Source organism: Pseudomonas saxonica (assembly GCF_007858365.1).
In the GTDB taxonomy this organism is placed as follows: domain Bacteria; phylum Pseudomonadota; class Gammaproteobacteria; order Pseudomonadales; family Pseudomonadaceae; genus Aquipseudomonas; species Aquipseudomonas saxonica.
This window is the reverse complement of record NZ_VFIO01000008.1, coordinates 210,764-230,419: the sequence shown is the minus strand read 5'-3', so window position 1 is coordinate 230,419 and position 19,656 is coordinate 210,764. Positions and strand designations below refer to the sequence as shown.

The following is a 19,656-nucleotide window of genomic DNA, read 5'->3' as shown; positions in this document are numbered from 1 at the left end:
GCTGCAGCCGGTCAATTAAACGCGGACTATAACAAGCACTGCCGGGGTCAAGCAGGCCGTGATTACGCCAAAACTAGAGAATAAAACGGTCAATGGCCTGCGCAACGCCATCCTCCAGGTTACTGCCGGTCACCACGTGCGCCTGCGCCCTGACCTCCTCAGGAGCCTGGCCCATAGCTATCGAAAGGCCGGCACGATGAAACATGGCAGGATCATTGCCACCATCACCAATGGCCGCCGTGCGCGACAACGGCACGTTCAAAAATTCGGCAAGTGTCACAAGGGCATTGCCCTTGTTGGCTTGAAGTGCGGTGATATCGAGATAGCGCGCCTGTGAGCGACTGGCCACTGCCAAACCATTCAACAAAGGCTGCAAGCGCTGCTCAAGGTCCATCAATAACGGTGCGTCACTGCAGGTTGCAACGATTTTGTGTACCTGATGCAGATAAGGTTCGAAGCTCTCCACCACCTGAGGTGCATAGCCCAACCCCTCTTGCTCATGGGCCACCATTTCGCCGTGTGGGTCACGCAACAGCCACTGGTCATCGACGAACAGCCAGACTTCTACCTTGTGCTCAGCCAGAAGATCCAGTGTTTTACGTACGGCATCCGGATGGACATGATGGGATTGCAAATAGTCGCCCTGAGGGTTGACCAGCAAACCACCATTGAACCCCGCGAAGGGCAGTTTAATGTCTAACTGACTGATGATTTCGCGCATAGCCCTGGGAGGCCGTCCGGACGCCAGGGTGAAGTAAATACCAGCGGCTTGAAGTGATTTGACTGCCTCCCTATTTCGCGGGCTGAGCGTATGATCAGGCAAAAGCAGCGTGCCATCCATGTCACACAACACCAGCTCAATTGCGTCTTTCTTCACGTCTTTCATCCTATTTTCAGCCACACGCGGCCATCACGGGCAAGCAACTCCTTGGCCGCCTGCGGGCCATCCTCGCCAGCCTTGTACGGGTATACCTCGGTGTGTTTACGCCAGGCATCCAGAAACGGCTGAACACCGCGCCAGCCATTTTCGATGTTGTCAGCGCGCTGAAACAGGGTCTGGTCGCCGATTAGACAGTCGTAAATCAACGTCTCATAGCCGGTAGAAGGCTGTACCTCAAAGAAGTCCTTGTAGGCAAAGCCCAATTCGACATTGGCCATTTTCAGACCCGGCCCCGGACGTTTGGCTTGAAGGTCAAACCACATTCCTTCGTTGGGTTGAATCTGGATACGCAAATAGTTGGGCTGCAACCGCTCGACTTCAGTGTCACGGAACTGGGCATAAGGCGCAGGTTTAAAGCAGATCGCGATTTCGGTATCGCGAGCACTCATGCGTTTGCCGGTGCGAAGGTAAAACGGCACACCCACCCACCGCCAGTTATCGATCATCACTTTGAGCGCAACGTAGGTCTCGGTTGTGCTGTCGGGGTCAACGTTATTTTCTTCGCGATAACCCGCAACCGGCTTGCCGCCCGATTCACCCGCGGTGTATTGCCCACGCACCGAATTTTTCAGCGCATCCTCTTTTGACCACGGACGAATCGCACCAATCAATTTGGCCTTTTCACCGCGCACCGCATCTGCGCCAAAGGCGGCTGGTGGCTCCATCGCCACCATCGCCAGTAACTGAAACAGATGGTTGGGCAGCATGTCGCGCAAAGCGCCCGTATGTTCGTAAAAACTGCCACGTGTCTCGACACCGACGGTTTCTGCCGCCGTAATCTGCACATGATCAATATAATGATTATTCCAGAAAGCTTCGAAAAGCCCGTTGGAGAAACGACTGACCAAAATGTTCTGGACTGTTTCCTTGCCCAGATAGTGGTCAATTCGATAGATCTGCTTCTCACTCATCACGGTCAGCAAGCAAGCGTTCAATGCTTGAGCCGACTCAAGGTCCGAGCCAAAAGGTTTTTCAATGACTACCCGGCGAAACCCATTCGGGCTTTCCTTGAGCAATCCGCTGGCGCCAAGCCGCTGCACGACCTCACTGAAAAAGCGCGGTGCAGTGGCCAGGTAAAACACCGCATTGCCGGTGCCGCTGGCATTGATTTTCTCTTCCAGCGCTTTATAAGTGCTGTCATCCAGAAAATCGCCTTGAACATAGCTGATGTTTTTCGCCAGCGAAGCCCATAACTCGGGGTTTAAACCCTGGCCGTCAGGATGATCCACTTTGCTGGAGGCCTCATTGCGAATGAAGTCCTCCAACTTTTGGGCGAAGCCTTCATCACTGATTGCATTGTGGTCAACGCCCACAATGCGCAGACCATCGTCCAGCAAACCGTCCCGACTCAAGTTGTAGAGCGCTGGCATCAGCAGGCGCTTTACCAGGTCGCCGTGGGCACCAAACAAAAACAGTGTGGTGGGCGGCGCAGGGTGGGAATCGGACTTGCTGGACTGATCAATCATTTTTTAGACGTCTCCACGTGGCCACCGAAACCAAAGCGCATGGCCGACAGCATTTTGTCGCCATAGAGGCTTTGCTGACGTGAACTGTAGCGGGCAAACAAGGCTTGCGACAGTACAGGTACCGGAGTCGATTGCTCCATTGCAGCTTCAATAGTCCAACGGCCTTCACCGCTGTCTGCAACGGCGCCCGAGTAGCCATCCAATGCTTCGTCAGTAGCCAGAGCATCGGCGGTCAGGTCGAGCAACCAGGACGACACGACGCTGCCGCGACGCCATACCTCGGCGATATCACCCAGGTTGAGGTCAAAGCGCTGATCTTCAGGCAGGTTTTCACCGCCCTTCATTTTCATCAGGTTGAAGCCTTCGGCATACGCCTGCATCAAACCGTACTCGATACCGTTGTGAACCATTTTCACAAAGTGCCCTGCGCCTGCAGGGCCGGCGTGGATGTAGCCACGCTCAGCACGGTCGTCATCTGACTTGCGGTCTTTAGTGCGAGGAATGTCGCCCATGCCCGGCGCCAGCGCTGCAAACAATGGGTCCAGGTGTTTTACCACCTCGGTATCACCGCCGATCATCATGCAATAACCGCGTTCCAGCCCCCACACGCCACCGGACGTTCCGACATCGACGTACTGGATGCCTTTTGCAGACAACGATTGCGCACGACGAATATCGTCTTTGTAAAAAGTGTTACCGCCATCGATGATGATGTCATCCGCGTCAAGCATCTGGCTCAACGCCTCGATGGTGTCTTCGGTGGGTGCACCTGAAGGTAGCATCACCCACACTGCACGCGGTTTGGACAGGCCGTCGACCATCGCTTGCAGGTCGGCAACAGCGGTTGCGCCTTCCTTTTCCAGCGTGTTGACGAAGTCGGTATTGCGGTCAAAAACCACGGTTGTATGCCCATTGAGCATCAGACGCCGTGCGATGTTACCGCCCATACGGCCCAATCCAATAATTCCCAACTGCATGTACTGTTGCTCCCAACGACAAATAAATAGGTGTGCAGCACCTTACTGCAGCATTGCTTAAGGTGCCCGGCTTGGATTAGTCCTAGCGCATGGTGCGTAGTTTCGCACAAGCAGCCACTCAGATTCGCGATTCAATGCGTCCAAAAGACGAACGAACGTGCGCAGACAGCAAAAAATATAAAAGTTCCCTTCGCAAGCAAAAGAAATCAGAATTGGCGCTGACAGTGACCCACGACCCTAAATGGGTCGTTCGGGTACTTGATGAAGACACCAAGGGCTTAACGAACCATGAACACCGTATTGTCTGCACGACCTGCACAAACGCTGTATGTCACCATCCGCCGCGATGAACTGCGCCAGCTCAAAGACGAGCGAGCGCAACTGCAACTTCAGGTCGAACAGCTGCGCCAGCAGTTACTCATCGCCCAGTCAGGTTTAACGCCTTTGCGTTAAAGACCTTATCGCCTGCACCTCAGGCGTGGCCCGTTGCTATTTTTTGCGTCATCTCACTACAAAGTTTTCACATGGCCTTGGCAATAATGAAACACTTTGCGGCTGCTCATCATCGAAGCAGCCCTCATGTGTTGTGCCGGGCTATTCGGCATTAACAATTCAAGTTGTTATCAGCTGGAGCGCTGTATGGGGATGTTCAAACGCAGTCAAACGTCTGCGAAAGGTTTCGATTGGGCCGGGTTGGGCTGGCTGTTTCTGTTCTTCTGGTATTTTTCCGGCATCACCCAACTGCTTATCCAGCTGACAGGCACTTCCGGGTTTTCAGGCTTTCGCCAAGCGTTCATCATGAGCGCCGTCTGGCTGGCCCCGATGCTGATGTTCCCCAAATACACCCGCACAATGGCTGCCGTAATTGGCGTCGTGCTGTGGGCATGCTCCATGGCCAGCCTCGGTTACTTCTTCATTTATCAGCAAGAGTTCTCGCAGAGCGTCATCTTCATCATGTTCGAATCGAACATCTCTGAAGCGGGCGAGTACATGACGCAGTACTTCGCGTGGTGGATGGTTCTGGCGTTTCTTGCGCATACCGCTTTTGCAATCTTCCTGTGGACCCGCCTGCGCCCTGTTTACATGCCCCGCCCGCAAGCCTGGGCCGCAGCCATCGCCTTGCTGGTCGCGATTGTGGGCTACCCGATCATCAAACAGACGATTAAGCACGACACAATGGCAGCCGCCATGGAAAGCTTCGAAAGCCGTGTAGAGCCTGCTGTTCCTTGGCAAATGGTCGTCGCTTATCGCCGTTATCTTGAGCAACTGGACAACATGCAAGGCATGCTGGCCACTGCCAGCAAGATCCCGCCCCTGACAAACCTCAAGGACAACGAGGCCGGCAAGCCCGCCACACTCGTGCTGGTAATTGGTGAATCCACTAACCGGCAACGCATGAGCCTCTACGGCTATCCTCGAAAAACCACGCCCAATCTCGACAAATTGCGTGATCAACTGGCTATTTTCGACAACGTTGTAACGCCACGCCCCTACACCATCGAAGCGCTGCAACAAGTGCTCACCTTTGCTGACGAAGAGAACCCTGACCTTTACCTCAGCACGCCGTCACTGATCAGCGTCATGAAGCAAGCGGGTTACAAAACCTTTTGGGTGACTAACCAGCAAACCATGACCAAGCGCAACACCATGCTCACCACATTCTCGGAACAGGCAGACGAACAGGTTTATTTGAACAACAACCGTAACCAGAATGCGCGGCAATACGACGGTGACGTGATTGAGCCGTTCAACAAGATCCTGGCCGATTCTGCCCCACGCAAATTGATCGTGATTCACCTGCTGGGTACTCACATGAGCTACCAGTACCGCTACCCTGCGACCTTTGACACGTTCACCGATCGAACAGGCGTACCCGCAGGGCTGACCGATGATCAGGTGCCCACGTACAACAGCTACGACAACGCTGTTTTGTATAACGACTTTGTTGTTTCCAGCCTGATCAAGGACTTTGCCAAAACCGATCCGAATGGCTTTCTGCTGTATCTGTCCGACCACGGCGAAGACGTATTCGACTCGGTGGGCCACAAAACCCTGGGCCGTAATGAGGCCAAGCCGACCGCTCCGATGTACACCATTCCATTTATGGTCTGGGCTTCACCTAAATGGCGTGAGGATCATGCGTGGAACTTCACCAGCGATCTTGACCGCCCTTACAGCAGCTCGCAGTTCATTCACACCTGGGCTGACTTGGCGGGCTTGAGCGCCGACGAGCTGGACGACAAGAAGAGTCTGGTCAGCGATCAATTTGTCGCTCGCCCACTGTTGATTGGTGACCCCTACATGCGTCCGCAGAAGGCTTTGATCGACTTCAGCCTGATCAAACCCAAGCATCCGGCTCCAGGCGAAGTAGCCAAGCAGTAAAACTGCTGCGGGAGAAACACCCGGAATCGAGCAATATTCTTGTTTGATTGGCCAGTGCCCTGGTCATGGTCATGGTCATGACGTTATCAATAACTTCATGACCATGACCAAGGACACATCTCAAGCCCTGAGTGAGACCAAAACTGCTTGCTGCGTGCAGATTTGATGGGCAACGCCATCAAAACCTACGACTCTCGCAAACACAGGTAACCCTATAAATACTTGTTCCAGAACAACATCCGCCCGTGTGCCGGATCGAGTTGCCCCTCACTAAAGCCGAATTTGCGATAAGAGCCTTGAGCGACCGGATTACCCTCCAGCACCTCAAGGGTGATCTTGCAACATCCGCGCTCACGAGCGATGTCCTCAACCTTGAGCAGCATCTTCTGACTCAGCCCCAAGCCGCGAAACGTGTTAACCACCGACACGTCGTGCACGTTGACCAAAGGCTTGCCAGCAAAGGTTGAAAAACCTTCAAAACAATTCACCAGACCTGCAGCTTTACCGCCAACAAACGCCAGCACGCTGAAAGCATGAGGACGCTTGGCCAACTCACCCGGTAGATGCTCAAGCACCTCTTGCGACAAGGCCTCACCACCCCCCATCGGGTCTTTGGCGTAGTGATTCAGTACATCTCTCAGCGCTTGGGCATGAATCGGATTTTTATAGTCTGCTTGCACTACCACGACTTCGGACATTGCTCGTTTTCCTCAACCACACAGGTCATTGGTGTCCATTTGTGACAACGCCAGACATTAGCGCGAGCACAGCGAGACAAACAAGACGTCGTTTCAAAACAGGCGGTTAAGCATCACTGGTGCAGCCCACTGCCCTGTTCGTAATGCTCCAGCACGTCCCCCAGTTGCTCCAAGAAAAGGTGTAACGAGTCGACATTCGCTGTAATCAGGGGTAAGTCCCCCAACCTGCAAGCTGCCTCAAGCTTCTCACAGCAGGTAAACAGCGCCTTTGATCTAATCATTCCGGCCATCCCCTTTACGGTGTGAGCTAACGTCATCAACCCCTCAAAATCGTCATTCACGAATAGCTCAATCAGTCGTTTCAAGTCTTGACGGTTACTAGCAGCCAGCTCACTTATCAGGTTTTTCACAACGGCATCATTTCCCTGACTTAGCTGCTTGAGATAAGTCAGGTCAATTCCATTGGCAGGACCTGGTATAGACGCGTCATCAAATTCTTCGCTGGAGTGCTCTGGCATTGCGCACGCCAGAGAAACACTTAAATCCTTGAGGCTGATGGGCTTGAACAAGCACTGATCCATCCCGGCCTCGCGACAGCGTTCGACTTCTTCAGGTTGAGCATTGGCCGTAAAACCAAAAATCTGCGACGGTTGCAGGCCGGACGCGCGCTCTTCGGCGCGTACACTCCGAGCCAGCTCATAACCGTTCATGACCGGCATGTTGCAGTCGGTGATGACCACATCGAAATCATCCGCACGCCATTTACTCAAGCCCATTGCACCGTTTTCAGCGTCAGTCACGCGGTGCCCCAGGTACGTTAACTGCTGGGCCAATAGCAGGCGGTTGGCTGGATAATCGTCCACCACCAAAATGTTCAGCGCACGGGAGTTTGCCCAAGGATTTTGTTCGTCAACATCGCTGGACGCTTCAGGCACAAGCCGTGGCACCTCCAGCATGACCTCGACCTGAGTGCCCTCCCCCAGCGTACTCACAAGAGTCAACCTGCCGCCCATCATTTCGCAGAGTGTACGGCTGATCACCAACCCCAACCCCGAACCACTTCGCGCCGACTGAGTGTTGTTGCTGGCCTGAACAAAAGGGCTGAACAAACGCTGTTGATCTTCCTGTGAAATGCCCATCCCGGTGTCTTCAACGCGCAAGCAGATCGACACATTCGGTTCATCGGGGGCGTGCGTCATGACCACTGACAGACGAACCTCGCCCGTGTCGGTGAACTTGATGGCGTTGCTCAATAGATTTGAAACTATTTGTTTGAAACGCATGGGATCAAGCAATACATCTGGTGCCGTCAAGGTAGAACGCAGATCACACTCCAGACTCAGACGCTTCTCACGGGCCAGCCCATCGAACATCCGTACCACAGACTCCACAAGCGTCTGAACATTGGCGCGCTTGGGACTTAATGACAAATGCCCGGACTCAATGCGCGCAATGTCTAAAATATCGCCAATCAAATCCAGCAGCTCGCGGGCTGAGCCCGATGCCACTTCAATTGCAAAACGATCTACGACACCTTCCTCGGCCTTTTTCATGGCCAACTCAAGCATGCCAATCACCGCATTCATCGGCGTGCGAATCTCATGACTCATGGTCGCCAGAAAGGTTGTTTTAGCCCGATTGGCCTCATCGGCACTTTGCTTGGCGACTTGTAATTGCTCCAATAAATGCTGGCGCTTTGCAATCGTGCGCCGCAGGTAGGCAATCCATCCCAAAGCGAACAGCAGCAGGGCTGCGGCAATGGCGAACCCCTGAACAATGGCGCTACGGTTTCGTAACCAATAGCTCTGCTCCTGCGTGTCATCGCGCCAGCGGCTGGTCAGCACACTCATTTCTTCTGGCGTAATGCTCAGCAGCGCTTTATCAAGAATCGAATTCAACAGCGGCACCTGGGGCGAGGTGGCAAAACCTATTTGAGCAGGCTGGGTACCCACTGTACTGGTGATCTGTAACTGCTCGCTGAAACGCCGGGAAATCATGTATCGCGCACTGATCAGCGCATTGACGGCGGCATCCGCCTTGCCCTGCGCCACCATGTCCATGGCCTGGGCTGCATTATCGGCCTCCAACAGTTGAATACGCGGATAATGCTCGCGGATAAACGCCTGCAACACATTTCCTTTGACCAACACCAATCGCTGACCGTCCATGTCATCCAAAGTCGCCGAGCTGGACGGGTGTTTACGTGTGACCAGCACAAAGGGGGTGGTGAGATAAGGACGGGTAAAGTGCAGATGGCTTTCACGATGGCTGCTGGGGGTAAAGGCACCTACCAAATCGGCGTCTGAACTGCCTACCTGTTTAATCATGTCCTCAACTGTGACGGCTTTCACTGCATCGAATGTGAGGCCTGTGAGGGTGCTGATTTTGTTCAGCACATCGGCACTGACGCCCTTGAAAACACCTTGCTCATCAAAAAAAGACAAGGGCAAGTATTGATCGTTAATCACCACGCTCAGACGCGGATGCGCTTCGATCCAGCGGCGCTCCTCGGGTGTCAGGTTCAATTGGGCATGGGTATTGACTTGCGGCCCTTCAGAACTCCAGCGACGCACAATCGTCATCCGCTCACTGGGCGGTATCGCCGCCAGTGCAGCATTAACAATCCGCAGCAATCGCTCATTGGGGCGCGATACGGCAAATGAGAAATGACTGACGTCAATACGCGAGAAGTCAGCCAATTGCACATTGTTGAGATAGTTTTTGTTGATCAGGTAACTGGCACTGATGAAATCCCCCAGATAGGCATCCGCCTGACCGAAAGCGACCGCGCCGATTGCACCTAATGTTGAGGAGTACAGCTTCAAGGTGGCTTTAGGGTAAAAAGCTCTGACGGTCGTCGGGGGTAAATAGTGATCAAGCATTGCCAAACGCTTGCCTGCCAGATCGATCGGTAACACCTCTCGATTATTACTGCGGGTCACTAACGTGGGCGAATCATCGGCATAGGCAAGCGACAGTTTCAACCTGGGGTCTTGTGCCTCAAAAGCGTTGGCGCTACTGAGAAAATCGAGTTCACCACGCTTCAGTGCATCCATTGCCAAGGGTCTGGAAGCGTACCGTCTGACCTCAATTTTGACCTGTAGCATCTCGGACAGGAGCCGCGCGTAATCCGCGGTCAGGCCTTCAAAGTCTTGCCCGTTGGCCGTTATGTCGAACGGTGCGTAATCGGGTGCGGACACCCCCAAATACAACGTTCCTTTTTGCCTTATCCATTGCCTGTCAGCAGGCTCAAGTACCACGCCATAGGCTTCAACACTTGAGCGCCCCAACAGTTTCAGGTGCTGCACCGGTGACTCAGAGTAAGCGTTCTGTTGCCCCAACAAGAGCAACAGCCCGAATACTATCTTTCGTGCGAGGGTGTTCAATTAGATCAAGTCGTTGCGCTTGGCAAAATCTGCCAAATAAACCACAGACTTCATATTGAGCTTTTCGATCAACCTGGCCTTATAGGTGCTGATGGTTTTACTGCTCAACGTCATGTCTTGAGCAATTTGTTTATTACTGGAGCCACGGGCCAACTGTTGCAGAATGCTCAGCTCGCGGGCGGATAAACCCTCGATCATTTCCATGTCAGTCAAGGTGATATCGCTGTTGCGCACTGAACTGATAGCCAGATTGGGAAAGAAGGTGTAGCCATCCATGATCAATTTGACGGCTCTGATCAACTCACAGAGATCCTGCCCCTTTGTGACAAACCCTGCCGCGCCAGCTTTCATGCATCGTTGCGAGTAAAACAACGGTGATTGAGAAGTCAGTACCAACACACGGCTGGTGACCCCGCTCGCTTTGAGCCGCCCAATGACCTCAAGGCCATCCAGGCCCGGCATGGTGATATCCAGCACAATCAAGTCAGGTACATGCTGACGTGCCAATTGAATGGTATCGATGCCGTTAACGGCTTCAGCCACCACCCTGTAGCCTTGGTTTTGCAGCAGTAATTTCACAGCTGACCGAATAAGCGAATGGTCGTCAGCAATCAGTACGTTAAACATTTGAGCCCCTGCTATAAACCTGAATCACAGTGCGCGCCAGGCGTAGACATGTCTTTTTGAATAGGTTAATCCAGCTAAAGTCTGCGAATGGATATCTCAGGAGCGCCAACGTAATTATAGGATATTTCCTACGTTCGACCTTTTCACACCCCCTACCGACCAATGGCAGCCTGCTGAAGTCCCGTTGAAATTTAGCCGCGAATAATCGCTACTAGACTGCTGCGCACAAGAAGGGAATGGTCTACAGAACTTGTAGGGAATTTCCTAAAGAAGCAGGAATTGGAATCAATACCTGCTTCCTCAGGAACAAAGCACCTTTCTCAGGCTTCTACGCCCGACACGTAGATACTCGTCACTGCCAGCCAAATTTGCGGATATAAAATCCTTTAACGGCTTGGGTCAGCGCCATGTACGCCAACAGAATCATGGGCAAAAACACAAAGTACAGCGGCGGTAATGCCTGCAATTTGAAGTAAGAAGCCAGCGGCCCCATCGGCAGAAAGATACCGACAGCCATGATCACGCCTGTCATGACCATCAACGGCATGGCTGCACGACTCTGCAAGAACGGTACTTTCGGGGTCCTGATCATATGCACGATCAGCGTCTGAGTGAGCAACCCCACGACAAACCAGCCTGACTGGAACAGGGTTTGGTGTTCAGGCGTATTGGCCTGGAATACATACCACATCAGACCAAACGTCAATATGTCGAAGATCGAACTGATCGGTCCAAAAAACAACATAAAGCGTCCCACCTCCGCCGGCTGCCAGCGCTGCGGCTTTTTCAGCATTTCCTCGTCGACGTTATCAAACGGGATGGCGATTTGAGACACGTCATACAGCAAGTTCTGAACCAACAGGTGCATCGGCAGCATCGGCAAAAATGGAATGAATGCACTGGCCACCAACACCGAAAAGACATTGCCGAAATTCGAGCTGGCGGTCATTTTGATGTACTTGAGCATGTTGGCAAAGGTACGGCGCCCTTCCAGCACGCCCTCCTCCAGCACCATCAGGCTTTTTTCCAGGAGGATGATATCAGCGGCCTCTTTGGCAATATCCACCGCGCTGTCGACTGAAATCCCGATATCCGCTGTCCGTAGCGCTGGCGCATCGTTGATCCCGTCTCCCATAAAGCCGACGACATGGCCATTGGCTTTGAGCAGCCGCACAATGCGTTCCTTATGAGTCGGCGTCAGTTTGGCGAAGACGTTGGTGGTTTCCACAGCCCGCGCTAATTCAGCATCACTCATGCGCTCAATGTCGTTACCCATTAACAAGCCCTGCTGCTCCAACCCCACCTCGCGGCAGATTTTTGCAGTCACCAGCTCGTTATCGCCGGTCAAGACTTTCACCGCCACACCATGCTCTGCCAGTGCCTTTAACGCAGGTGCGGTACTTTCCTTGGGCGGATCCAGAAACGCCACATACCCAATCAATGTCAGCTCTTGCTCATCCGCCAGGCTATAGGTATCACGCCCGGCCGCCATCGACCGTGCAGCGACGCCGACAACGCGCAGGCCTTCTTCGTTGAATGCTGCCGTGACCTGGCGAATGCGGGCCAGCAGTTCGTCGGTCAGGACTTCTTGCGACTCACCATGGCGAACGTGTTTGCACACTGACAGCACTTCTTCGACCGCGCCTTTGCAGATCAACAGGTGTGGCTGATCTTGCTGAGCTACCACCACCGACATGCGACGACGGGTGAAGTCGAACGGAATTTCATCCACCTTCTGGAACGCCGTCCCCACATTCAATTCGCGATGGACTTCAACGTGCTCCAGCACGGCCACGTCCAGCAAATTTTTCAAGCCAGTCTGGTAGTAGCTATTGAGGTAGGCCATTTCCAGAACGTCGTCAGACTCTTGCCCCCAAACGTCCACATGACGGGCCAGAAATATTTTGTCCTGCGTCAGGGTGCCGGTCTTGTCCGTGCACAACACGTCCATCGCACCGAAGTTCTGAATGGCGTCCAGACGTTTGACAATGACCTTTTTGCGCGACAGAAACACCGCCCCTTTGGCCAGCGTCGAGGTCACAATCATCGGCAGCATTTCCGGGGTCAGACCCACCGCCACCGACAAGGCGAACAGCAGGGCTTCAGTCCAGTCGCCCTTGGTAAAACCATTGATGAACAGCACCAGCGGGGCCATCACAAACATGAAACGAATCAGCAGCCAGCTGACCTTGTTGACCCCCATCTGAAACGAGGTAGGCCCGCGATCAGTCGCCCCTACCCGCTGCGCCAACGCGCCGAAATAGGTGCTGTTGCCGGTGGTCAGCACCACCGCCGTTGCGGCACCGGACACCACGTTGGTGCCCATGAACAAAATATTGTCCAACTCCAGTGGGTTGATGACTTCACAATTGCCCTGGCGTGCGAACTTCTCTACCGGCATCGACTCGCCCGTCATGGCCGCCTGGCTGACGAACAGATCTTTTGCGCTGAGCACTCTGCAATCGGCTGGGATCATATCCCCCGCAGACAGCACGATAAGATCGCCCGGCACCAATTGTTTGATCGGCAGCTCGACGCGCTGCGCGCCCTTGATACGCAGCGAAGTCCCATAAAACTTGCCGAAAATCGGTGCCGCATCGGCACTGAAATCCCGTCGCATTACCGTCGCGGTGTTACTCACCATTGCCTTGAGGGCATCGGCCGCCTTGTTTGATTTGGCCTCTTGCCAGAACCGCAACACGGTGGACAACACCACCATCGTACCGATGACGACAGCCGCTTGAACGTCATCAGTGGCCAGTGACACGGCAGCCAGCAACGTCAGCAACAAGTTGAACGGGTTTTTGTAGCAGTGCCACAGATGGACCCAGCGGCTGAGTGGCTGTTCGTGCTCAACCTCGTTAAACCCATGCTGCTGGCGCAGCGCATCAGCTTCGGTCTCACTCAAACCATCGGTATGAGTGCCCAACGTGTCGATCAACACCGCACTGTCGCAGTTGGCCGCGGCCACCAGCGTGTGGGCCAGCGTAGGCGGTACTTCTCGGCTGACGGTGGTATCCGTCAGGCTGTCCAGCACTGCGAGGCGTCGAAAGTGCCGGGCAATGTGGCGGTTACGCAGAAAGCCTGCGAAAAATTCTTTCAGGGTGAGCTTCATGATGGTTCTCCTGCGCCGCCTGCGCTCACCCTTCAGGGTTTACGCAGGCGGCCTTAATCTTGTGCCGTCATTCATGGTGATCAGTCTCGTGTGCGAGCCGGCTGGCCGCGTTCAATGGGCAATCGCACGCCACCCGGCAAGGCGGGACGATGTTGGCGGCGGCGGATTAGCTTGAAAGTGTGACCCATAGTCATTCCCCTGACGATTTGCATCAGCGGTGTTCCACAGCAGGTACAGTCGAGCACTGGGCCAAATGCCATTAAGGCAAGGCACACGTCTGCGCTCTGTTGCGACCACACCCTTGTCACAGGTGCAATCACACAGCTCTGAGTATCGATGAGAGGACTTCAAAGGTCGGGTCATCAGTGACCCGATCAGGATGCCGCTTCTCGCTGTTTGGCAAGAAAACGACAGGGGAATCTGCGCGTTAGCTTGCCGAGATGATGCCGGTTGTCAGAACCGGCCCACTACTGTCACTCGAACTGGTACCCACTGAGGGACTCCGCTATTGATTAAAACGTGGGCAGCTTACGCCCGACATTCCGGGGAGTAAACCGCAGAATGACGCCGACTTGAGGATTCAGAAGCGGCTTCAGGAAACGTTCAGTTTCACCTCAGGAATGCCGGAAAAACCCGGCATTCATGGGCGCATTTGCAGATTCAGCCAACATTGGCCAGTGCACGATCAGCCATTTCCAGAAGTTTGCTGCGGCTCTTGTCGCCGGCATACAGTGATGCCGAAATTTCCTCGGCGCGAATCGGCAACACGGACAACAGTGTGTCACTCAGACCATGGCTTGCCTGGCTGAAACCCTGCATGTAAATACCGGCCTTGCAGCGCGGATCGGTGACAATGCGGTAATCGCGGTCCACTTCAAAGTCACCCAAATATTCAGCCAGCGGGGCCAGCAGATGACGGTGCATTTGCCGTTCGTAGCCTGTGGCCAGTATCACCGCGTCGTAGTGCTGCTCGACCGACTCGCCGTTGGCCGTGTTACGTAAAGTCAACTTGATGCCCTGCCCGTCTGCCACTGCACGTTCAATGCGGGTGAGGCTGCGGAACGTATGACGTGCTATTCCCGACACTTTCTGACGGTAGAGAATGCCGTAGATACGCTCAATCAGATCAATGTCGACCACCGAATAGTTGGTGCTCTGATACTCGTTGATCAGCCGCTCACGCTCTAGCGTGTCCTGTGCGAAGACCAGGTCGGTGAACTCCGGTGAAAACACTTCATTCACGAACGGGCTGTCATCAGCAGGTTTAAGCGCCGAGCCACGCAGGATCAGATCCACCTGAGCAGATGGAAAGCTGTCATTCAAATCGATAAACGCTTCGGCAGCGCTCTGCCCGCCGCCAATGATCGCGATGCGCATGGGCTTGCCGCTCACACACGGCTGCTTGGCCATGCGTTCTAGGTATTGCGAGTGGTGGAAGACCCGGCTGTCGTCTTTGAAGGATTTGAACGGCGCAGGAATGCGCGGCGTACCACCGGCACTGACGACCACGGAACGCGTAGTACGAACGTGCTGCAACCCTTGGGTATCACGGGAAATCACGCGCAAAGCTTCAACCTGTTGCTGATGCAACACCGGCTCGATGGCCAGGACCTCTTCGCCGTAGCGGCTTTGCGCCTCAAAGTGCGACGCCACCCAACGCAGGTAATCATTGAATTCCATACGACACGGGTAAAAGGTCCCCAGATTGATGAAATCAACCAGACGCCCGTGAGCTTTCAGGTAATTGACGAAGGAATACGGACTGGTCGGGTTGCGCAGCGTGACCAGATCCTTGAGGAAAGAAATCTGTAACTCACTTTGCGTGACCAGTGTATTGCCGTGCCAGCGGTAGTCAGCCTGCTTGTCTAAAAACAGCACGTCCAACGGACCTTCGATTTGCCCGCGCTCTTCCAGGGCGATGGCCAAGGCCAGATTGGAAGGTCCAAAACCGATGCCGATCAGATCATGGACGACGGCCGAAGCGATTGCCTGTGTCATTTTCAGTGTCCTCTGGATTGCCCCTCAACAGAGGGAAGAAAAAGCCCATGACACGACCGCTCTATAGCAGGGCAGCCGATCACCTGTTGAGTAGGAACGAGGCTACAGAAATGAAATTTAGGCGTTGTCCCACAGCCGAATACGATTTCGGCAATGCTTCATGGCATTAACGATGTGCTTCTCAACCACACTGCGCGAAACCCCGAGGCGCTCAGCGATTTCGGGATGTGACAAGCCCTCCAGCTTGCGCAGCAAAAAACTCTCTCGACACGCCACCGGCAGTTCTGCCAAGGCCCGCTGAACCATTTCAAGGCGCTGACCATGATCCATCGATGCGTGGGGCGAAGGGCTGAAAAACCGTTCATCGCAATCCAGCACCTCAAGAGGTTCTACTTGGCGCAAAGTATTGCGCCGGTGACCGTCGATGACCAGATTCAAGGCCGTGCGATACAAAAAAGCACGAGGCTGCTCAATCGGGTCATCGGCGCTACGCTCCAGCACTCGCACGTACGCGTCATGCACCACATCTTCGGCTGCATGAGCATTGCCCATCCTGGCGCTTAACACGCTGACCAGTTCGCGATAGTAGTTTTCCAACATGACTCCTGGCCGCAATAACTGCGGCAACTTTCCATGAGCGCTGAAACATGGCCAATTGGCATAGCGGCATGATGATGGCACTTTTGCCGATGTAATTTATAGTAATTCTCATATAGATTTAACTTTCTTGGCGTAAAACATCCGAAAAAACTTACGAATTATTCAGTAACCCCCCAGCCTGACCCTCAGTAAATTCCTCGCGCACCGCTTCGTTTACTCAGCAGCTCCCCGTGTCTGTCGCTGCGTCGACAACGTTGTCTCTTGGGCTTTAAGTGCTCAACTGCTAAACGACGGGCCGATCCCTTTTGGCCGGAACCCTGCATGAAACGCCCCCGACAGACCCGCCGCGCGCTGCTCATTTGCCTGTTTTTACTGTTGGTTGCCAGCCTTGTAGCCTGGCTTTTACTGGCTCCCGGCCGCGAAGCGTACGACACGGTGCCGGTGACCCGTGGCGACATTGAAAACAGCGTAACGGCCCTTGGCACCCTGCAACCTCGGCAATACGTTGACGTAGGTTCACAGGCGTCGGGGCAAATTCATAAAATTCATGTCGAGGTCGGCGCCGAGGTCAAAGAAGGCCAGTTACTGGTAGAGATCGACCCGTCAACGCAAACGGCCAAACTCGATGCCAGCCGCAATGCCATCGATAACCTCAAGGCCCAGTTGCAAGAACAACGCGCCCTGCACGACTTGGCCAAACAGAAATATCAGCGCCAGCAAAACCTTGTCAAAGGTGGTGCCACGCGCGATGAAGACGTTCAAATAGCCTTGGCCGAAGTACGCACCACACAGGCCCGAACCGACATGTTCCAGGCTCAGATCCGTCAAGCACAGGCCAGTTTGCGCAGCGATGAAGCCGAGCTGGGCTACACCCGCATTTTTGCCCCGATGTCAGGCACCGTCGTGGCCATTGACGCGCGCGAAGGGCAAACCCTCAACGCACAGCAACAAACGCCTCTGATCTTGCGTATTGCCAAACTCTCACCCATGACCGTCTGGGCTGAGGTTTCTGAGGCCGATATCGGTCACGTCAAACCCGGCATGCAGGCTTACTTCACCACCTTGAGTGGGGGCAGCCGCCGCTGGAACAGCACCGTGCGGCAAATCCTGCCCGTGCCACCCAAGCCCCTCAACGAAGCCAGCCAGGGCGGCGGCAGCCCCGCCAGCTCAGGCAAAAGCGGCAGCGCCCGCGTGGTGCTTTACACCGTGCTGCTGGACGTGGACAACACCGATCAGGCACTGATGGCCGAAATGACGACCCAAGTATTCTTCGTCGCCGATCAGGCAAAAGACGTGCTGCTGGCCCCCATCGTAGCGCTGCAGGGCACTGCCACAGGGGATCGCCAGACCACGTATATCGTCGCCAAAAACGGCAAGATCGAACCCCGAGAAATCCGCACCGGCATCAGCGATCGCCTGCGCGTGCAAATACTTGAAGGGTTGAATGAAGGCGATCACCTGCTGATAGCCCCCGCCACCGGCAACGGAGGCTGAATGCCTACTCCCTTGATCGACCTGCAAGACATTCGCAAGGTCTACGGCGGCATCGACACGCCTGAAGTTCATGTGCTCAAAGGCGTCAGTCTGTCGATCCATGCCGGTGAGTTTGTGGCCATTGTCGGCGCCTCAGGGTCGGGCAAATCGACGTTGATGAATATTCTTGGCTGCCTGGACCGGCCTACCTCGGGCCGCTATTTATTTGCTGGCGAGGATGTCGCCCACCTCGACTCCGACGCGTTGGCCTGGTTGCGCCGCGAAGCCTTTGGCTTTGTGTTTCAGGGTTATCACCTGATCCCCTCGGCCTCAGCTCAGGAAAACGTCGAAATGCCTGCCATTTATGCCGGCATGCCCGCCGCCGAGCGTCACGCTCGCGCGGCCGCCCTGCTTGACCGGCTAGGTCTGGCCGAACGCACAGCCAACCGCCCGCATCAACTGTCAGGTGGCCAACAACAACGGGTGTCCATCGCCCGCGCCTTGATGAACGGCGGGCATATCATTCTCGCCGACGAACCCACCGGCGCCCTCGACAGCCACAGCGGCGCCGAGGTCATGACCTTGCTTGATGAGCTGGCCAGCCAAGGCCATGTGGTGATTCTGATTACCCATGACCGCGAAGTCGCAGCGCGTGCCAAACGCATCATCGAAGTTCGCGACGGCGAGGTCATCAGTGATAGCGCCAATGGCGACCCGGCCCCCACTGACAACCCGCAGGCGCTGCAAGCCCTCGACCTGCGCAAGCGCCTCGAAGAGGGCAGTGAAGCTCGTGGCGCGTGGAAAGGCGAATTGGTGGACGCAGTGCATGCCGCCTGGAGAATCATGTGGATCAACCGTTTTCGCACCGCCCTGACCCTGCTCGGCATTGTCATTGGCGTCGCCTCGGTGGTGGTGATGCTGGCCGTGGGTGAAGGCAGCAAGCGCCAGGTAATGGCCGAAATGGGCGCGTTCGGTTCCAATATCATTTACCTCAGCGGCATGTCCCCTCGACCACGAGCACCACTGGGCATCATCACCCTGAGCGATGTGGCTGCGCTGTCGACCTTGCCCCAAGTAAAAATGATAATGCCCATCAATGGCGCAGAGATTGGCGTGCGTTACGGCAATGTTGATCACACGATGTACACCGGCGGCAACGGTATCGATTTCTCGGCCATCTTCAACTGGCCTGTGGTGCAAGGCAGTTTCTTTACCCAGGCCGACGAAGATGCCGCCGCTGCTGTCGCGGTTATCGGAAAGAAGGTGCGCGATAAAGTACTCAAGGATGTGCCCAACCCGATAGGCCAATACATCCTGCTGGAAAACGTGCCGTTTCGCGTCGTCGGGGTTCTGGCCGAGAAAGGCGCCAGCTCAGGCGACTCGGACAGCGACACGCGCATCGTGGTGCCCTACTCCGCCGCCAGCGTGCGCCTGTTTGGCACGCACAATCCGGAATACGTAGTGATCGCAGCGGCAGATGCCAGCAAGGTCAATCAGACCGAAAAGGCCATCGAACAGCTGATGCTTAAACTGCACCACGGCATGCGCGATTTTGAAATCACCAACAACGCGGCGATGATTCAGGCCGAGGCCAAGACGCGCAACACCCTGTCATTGATGCTGGGCTCAATTGCAGCGATCTCACTGTTGGTCGGTGGTATCGGTGTCATGAACATCATGTTGATGACCGTACGCGAGCGCACCCGTGAAATTGGTATTCGCATGGCCACCGGCGCCCGCCAGCGCGACATCCTGCGCCAGTTTCTGACTGAAGCCCTGATGCTTTCGGTCGTGGGCGGCGCAGCCGGCATCGGCCTGGCCTTTGTGGTCGGCGCAGTGCTGTATCTGTGCGATGTTGCCGTCGCCTTTTCCTGGGTTGCCGTGCTGGGCGCATTCGCTTGTGCCCTGGTGACCGGCGTCATTTTCGGCTTTATGCCGGCCCGCAAAGCTGCCCGGCTTGATCCGGTCACGGCCCTTACCAGTGAATAAACGAT

General features: G+C 55.0%; 13 protein-coding genes. 4 read left to right on the top strand and 9 right to left on the bottom strand.

Translation table 11 applies throughout. The annotated features are described in order from the left end of the window. Positions 1-73: 73 nt before the first annotated feature. The 3 genes from FJD38_RS19010 to gnd are packed head-to-tail and all read right to left on the bottom strand — an operon-like array spanning position 74 to position 3,383. Complete coding sequence (locus FJD38_RS19010) at positions 74-886, bottom strand: HAD family hydrolase (RefSeq protein ID WP_208727527.1); 813 nt, start codon at positions 884-886, stop codon at positions 74-76. Continuing rightward, positions 883-2,406: a glucose-6-phosphate dehydrogenase gene (zwf, locus tag FJD38_RS19005; protein WP_122782003.1), complete on the bottom strand. Its 1,524-nt coding sequence runs from the start codon at positions 2,404-2,406 to the stop codon at positions 883-885. The genes FJD38_RS19010 and zwf overlap by 4 nt, the downstream gene beginning before the upstream one ends. Continuing rightward, entirely contained in the window at positions 2,403-3,383 is a 981-nt protein-coding gene (gene gnd, locus FJD38_RS19000) for a phosphogluconate dehydrogenase (NAD(+)-dependent, decarboxylating) (RefSeq protein WP_122782004.1), read from the bottom strand. Before gnd ends, zwf begins: the two co-directional genes overlap by 4 nt. A 288-nt stretch (positions 3,384-3,671) precedes the next feature. On the opposite strand from gnd, the gene FJD38_RS24595 reads away from it, so the two are divergent. Then, positions 3,672-3,836: a DUF6026 family protein gene (locus FJD38_RS24595; protein ID WP_167654287.1), complete on the top strand. Its 165-nt coding sequence runs from the start codon at positions 3,672-3,674 to the stop codon at positions 3,834-3,836. A gap of 186 nt (positions 3,837-4,022) precedes the next feature. Beyond that, a complete protein-coding gene (locus FJD38_RS18995) occupies positions 4,023-5,765 on the top strand; it encodes a phosphoethanolamine transferase CptA (RefSeq protein WP_122782005.1) in 1,743 nt (580 codons plus the stop codon). Between the two features lie 212 nt (positions 5,766-5,977). On the opposite strand, the gene FJD38_RS18990 is transcribed toward FJD38_RS18995, so the two are convergent. The 6 genes from FJD38_RS18990 to FJD38_RS18965 all read right to left on the bottom strand — a co-directional run bounded on the left by FJD38_RS18990 (position 5,978) and on the right by FJD38_RS18965 (position 16,189). Continuing rightward, entirely contained in the window at positions 5,978-6,463 is a 486-nt protein-coding gene (locus FJD38_RS18990; protein WP_122782006.1) for a GNAT family N-acetyltransferase, read from the bottom strand. A gap of 113 nt (positions 6,464-6,576) precedes the next feature. Next, on the bottom strand, positions 6,577-9,771 hold the full coding sequence (locus FJD38_RS18985; protein WP_244302761.1) for a transporter substrate-binding domain-containing protein: 3,195 nt from the start codon (positions 9,769-9,771) through the stop codon (positions 6,577-6,579). A 78-nt stretch (positions 9,772-9,849) separates the two neighbouring features. Continuing rightward, positions 9,850-10,476, bottom strand: a complete 627-nt coding sequence (locus FJD38_RS18980; RefSeq protein ID WP_122782008.1) for a response regulator transcription factor — start codon at positions 10,474-10,476, stop codon at positions 9,850-9,852. A 352-nt stretch (positions 10,477-10,828) separates the two neighbouring features. Next, on the bottom strand, positions 10,829-13,591 hold the full coding sequence (mgtA, locus tag FJD38_RS18975) for a magnesium-translocating P-type ATPase (RefSeq protein WP_146386881.1): 2,763 nt from the start codon (positions 13,589-13,591) through the stop codon (positions 10,829-10,831). A 660-nt stretch (positions 13,592-14,251) separates the two neighbouring features. Beyond that, positions 14,252-15,589, bottom strand: a complete 1,338-nt coding sequence (locus FJD38_RS18970; protein ID WP_146386879.1) for a lysine N(6)-hydroxylase/L-ornithine N(5)-oxygenase family protein — start codon at positions 15,587-15,589, stop codon at positions 14,252-14,254. A gap of 117 nt (positions 15,590-15,706) precedes the next feature. Beyond that, entirely contained in the window at positions 15,707-16,189 is a 483-nt protein-coding gene (locus FJD38_RS18965; protein ID WP_272492651.1) for a sigma-70 family RNA polymerase sigma factor, read from the bottom strand. A 321-nt stretch (positions 16,190-16,510) separates the two neighbouring features. Here FJD38_RS18965 and FJD38_RS18960 point away from each other — a divergent pair, with 321 nt between their 5' ends. After that, positions 16,511-17,683: an efflux RND transporter periplasmic adaptor subunit gene (locus tag FJD38_RS18960; protein ID WP_122782011.1), complete on the top strand. Its 1,173-nt coding sequence runs from the start codon at positions 16,511-16,513 to the stop codon at positions 17,681-17,683. Continuing rightward, complete coding sequence (locus tag FJD38_RS18955) at positions 17,684-19,651, top strand: MacB family efflux pump subunit (RefSeq protein ID WP_146386877.1); 1,968 nt, start codon at positions 17,684-17,686, stop codon at positions 19,649-19,651. The last annotated feature ends 5 nt before the right edge of the window (positions 19,652-19,656 follow it).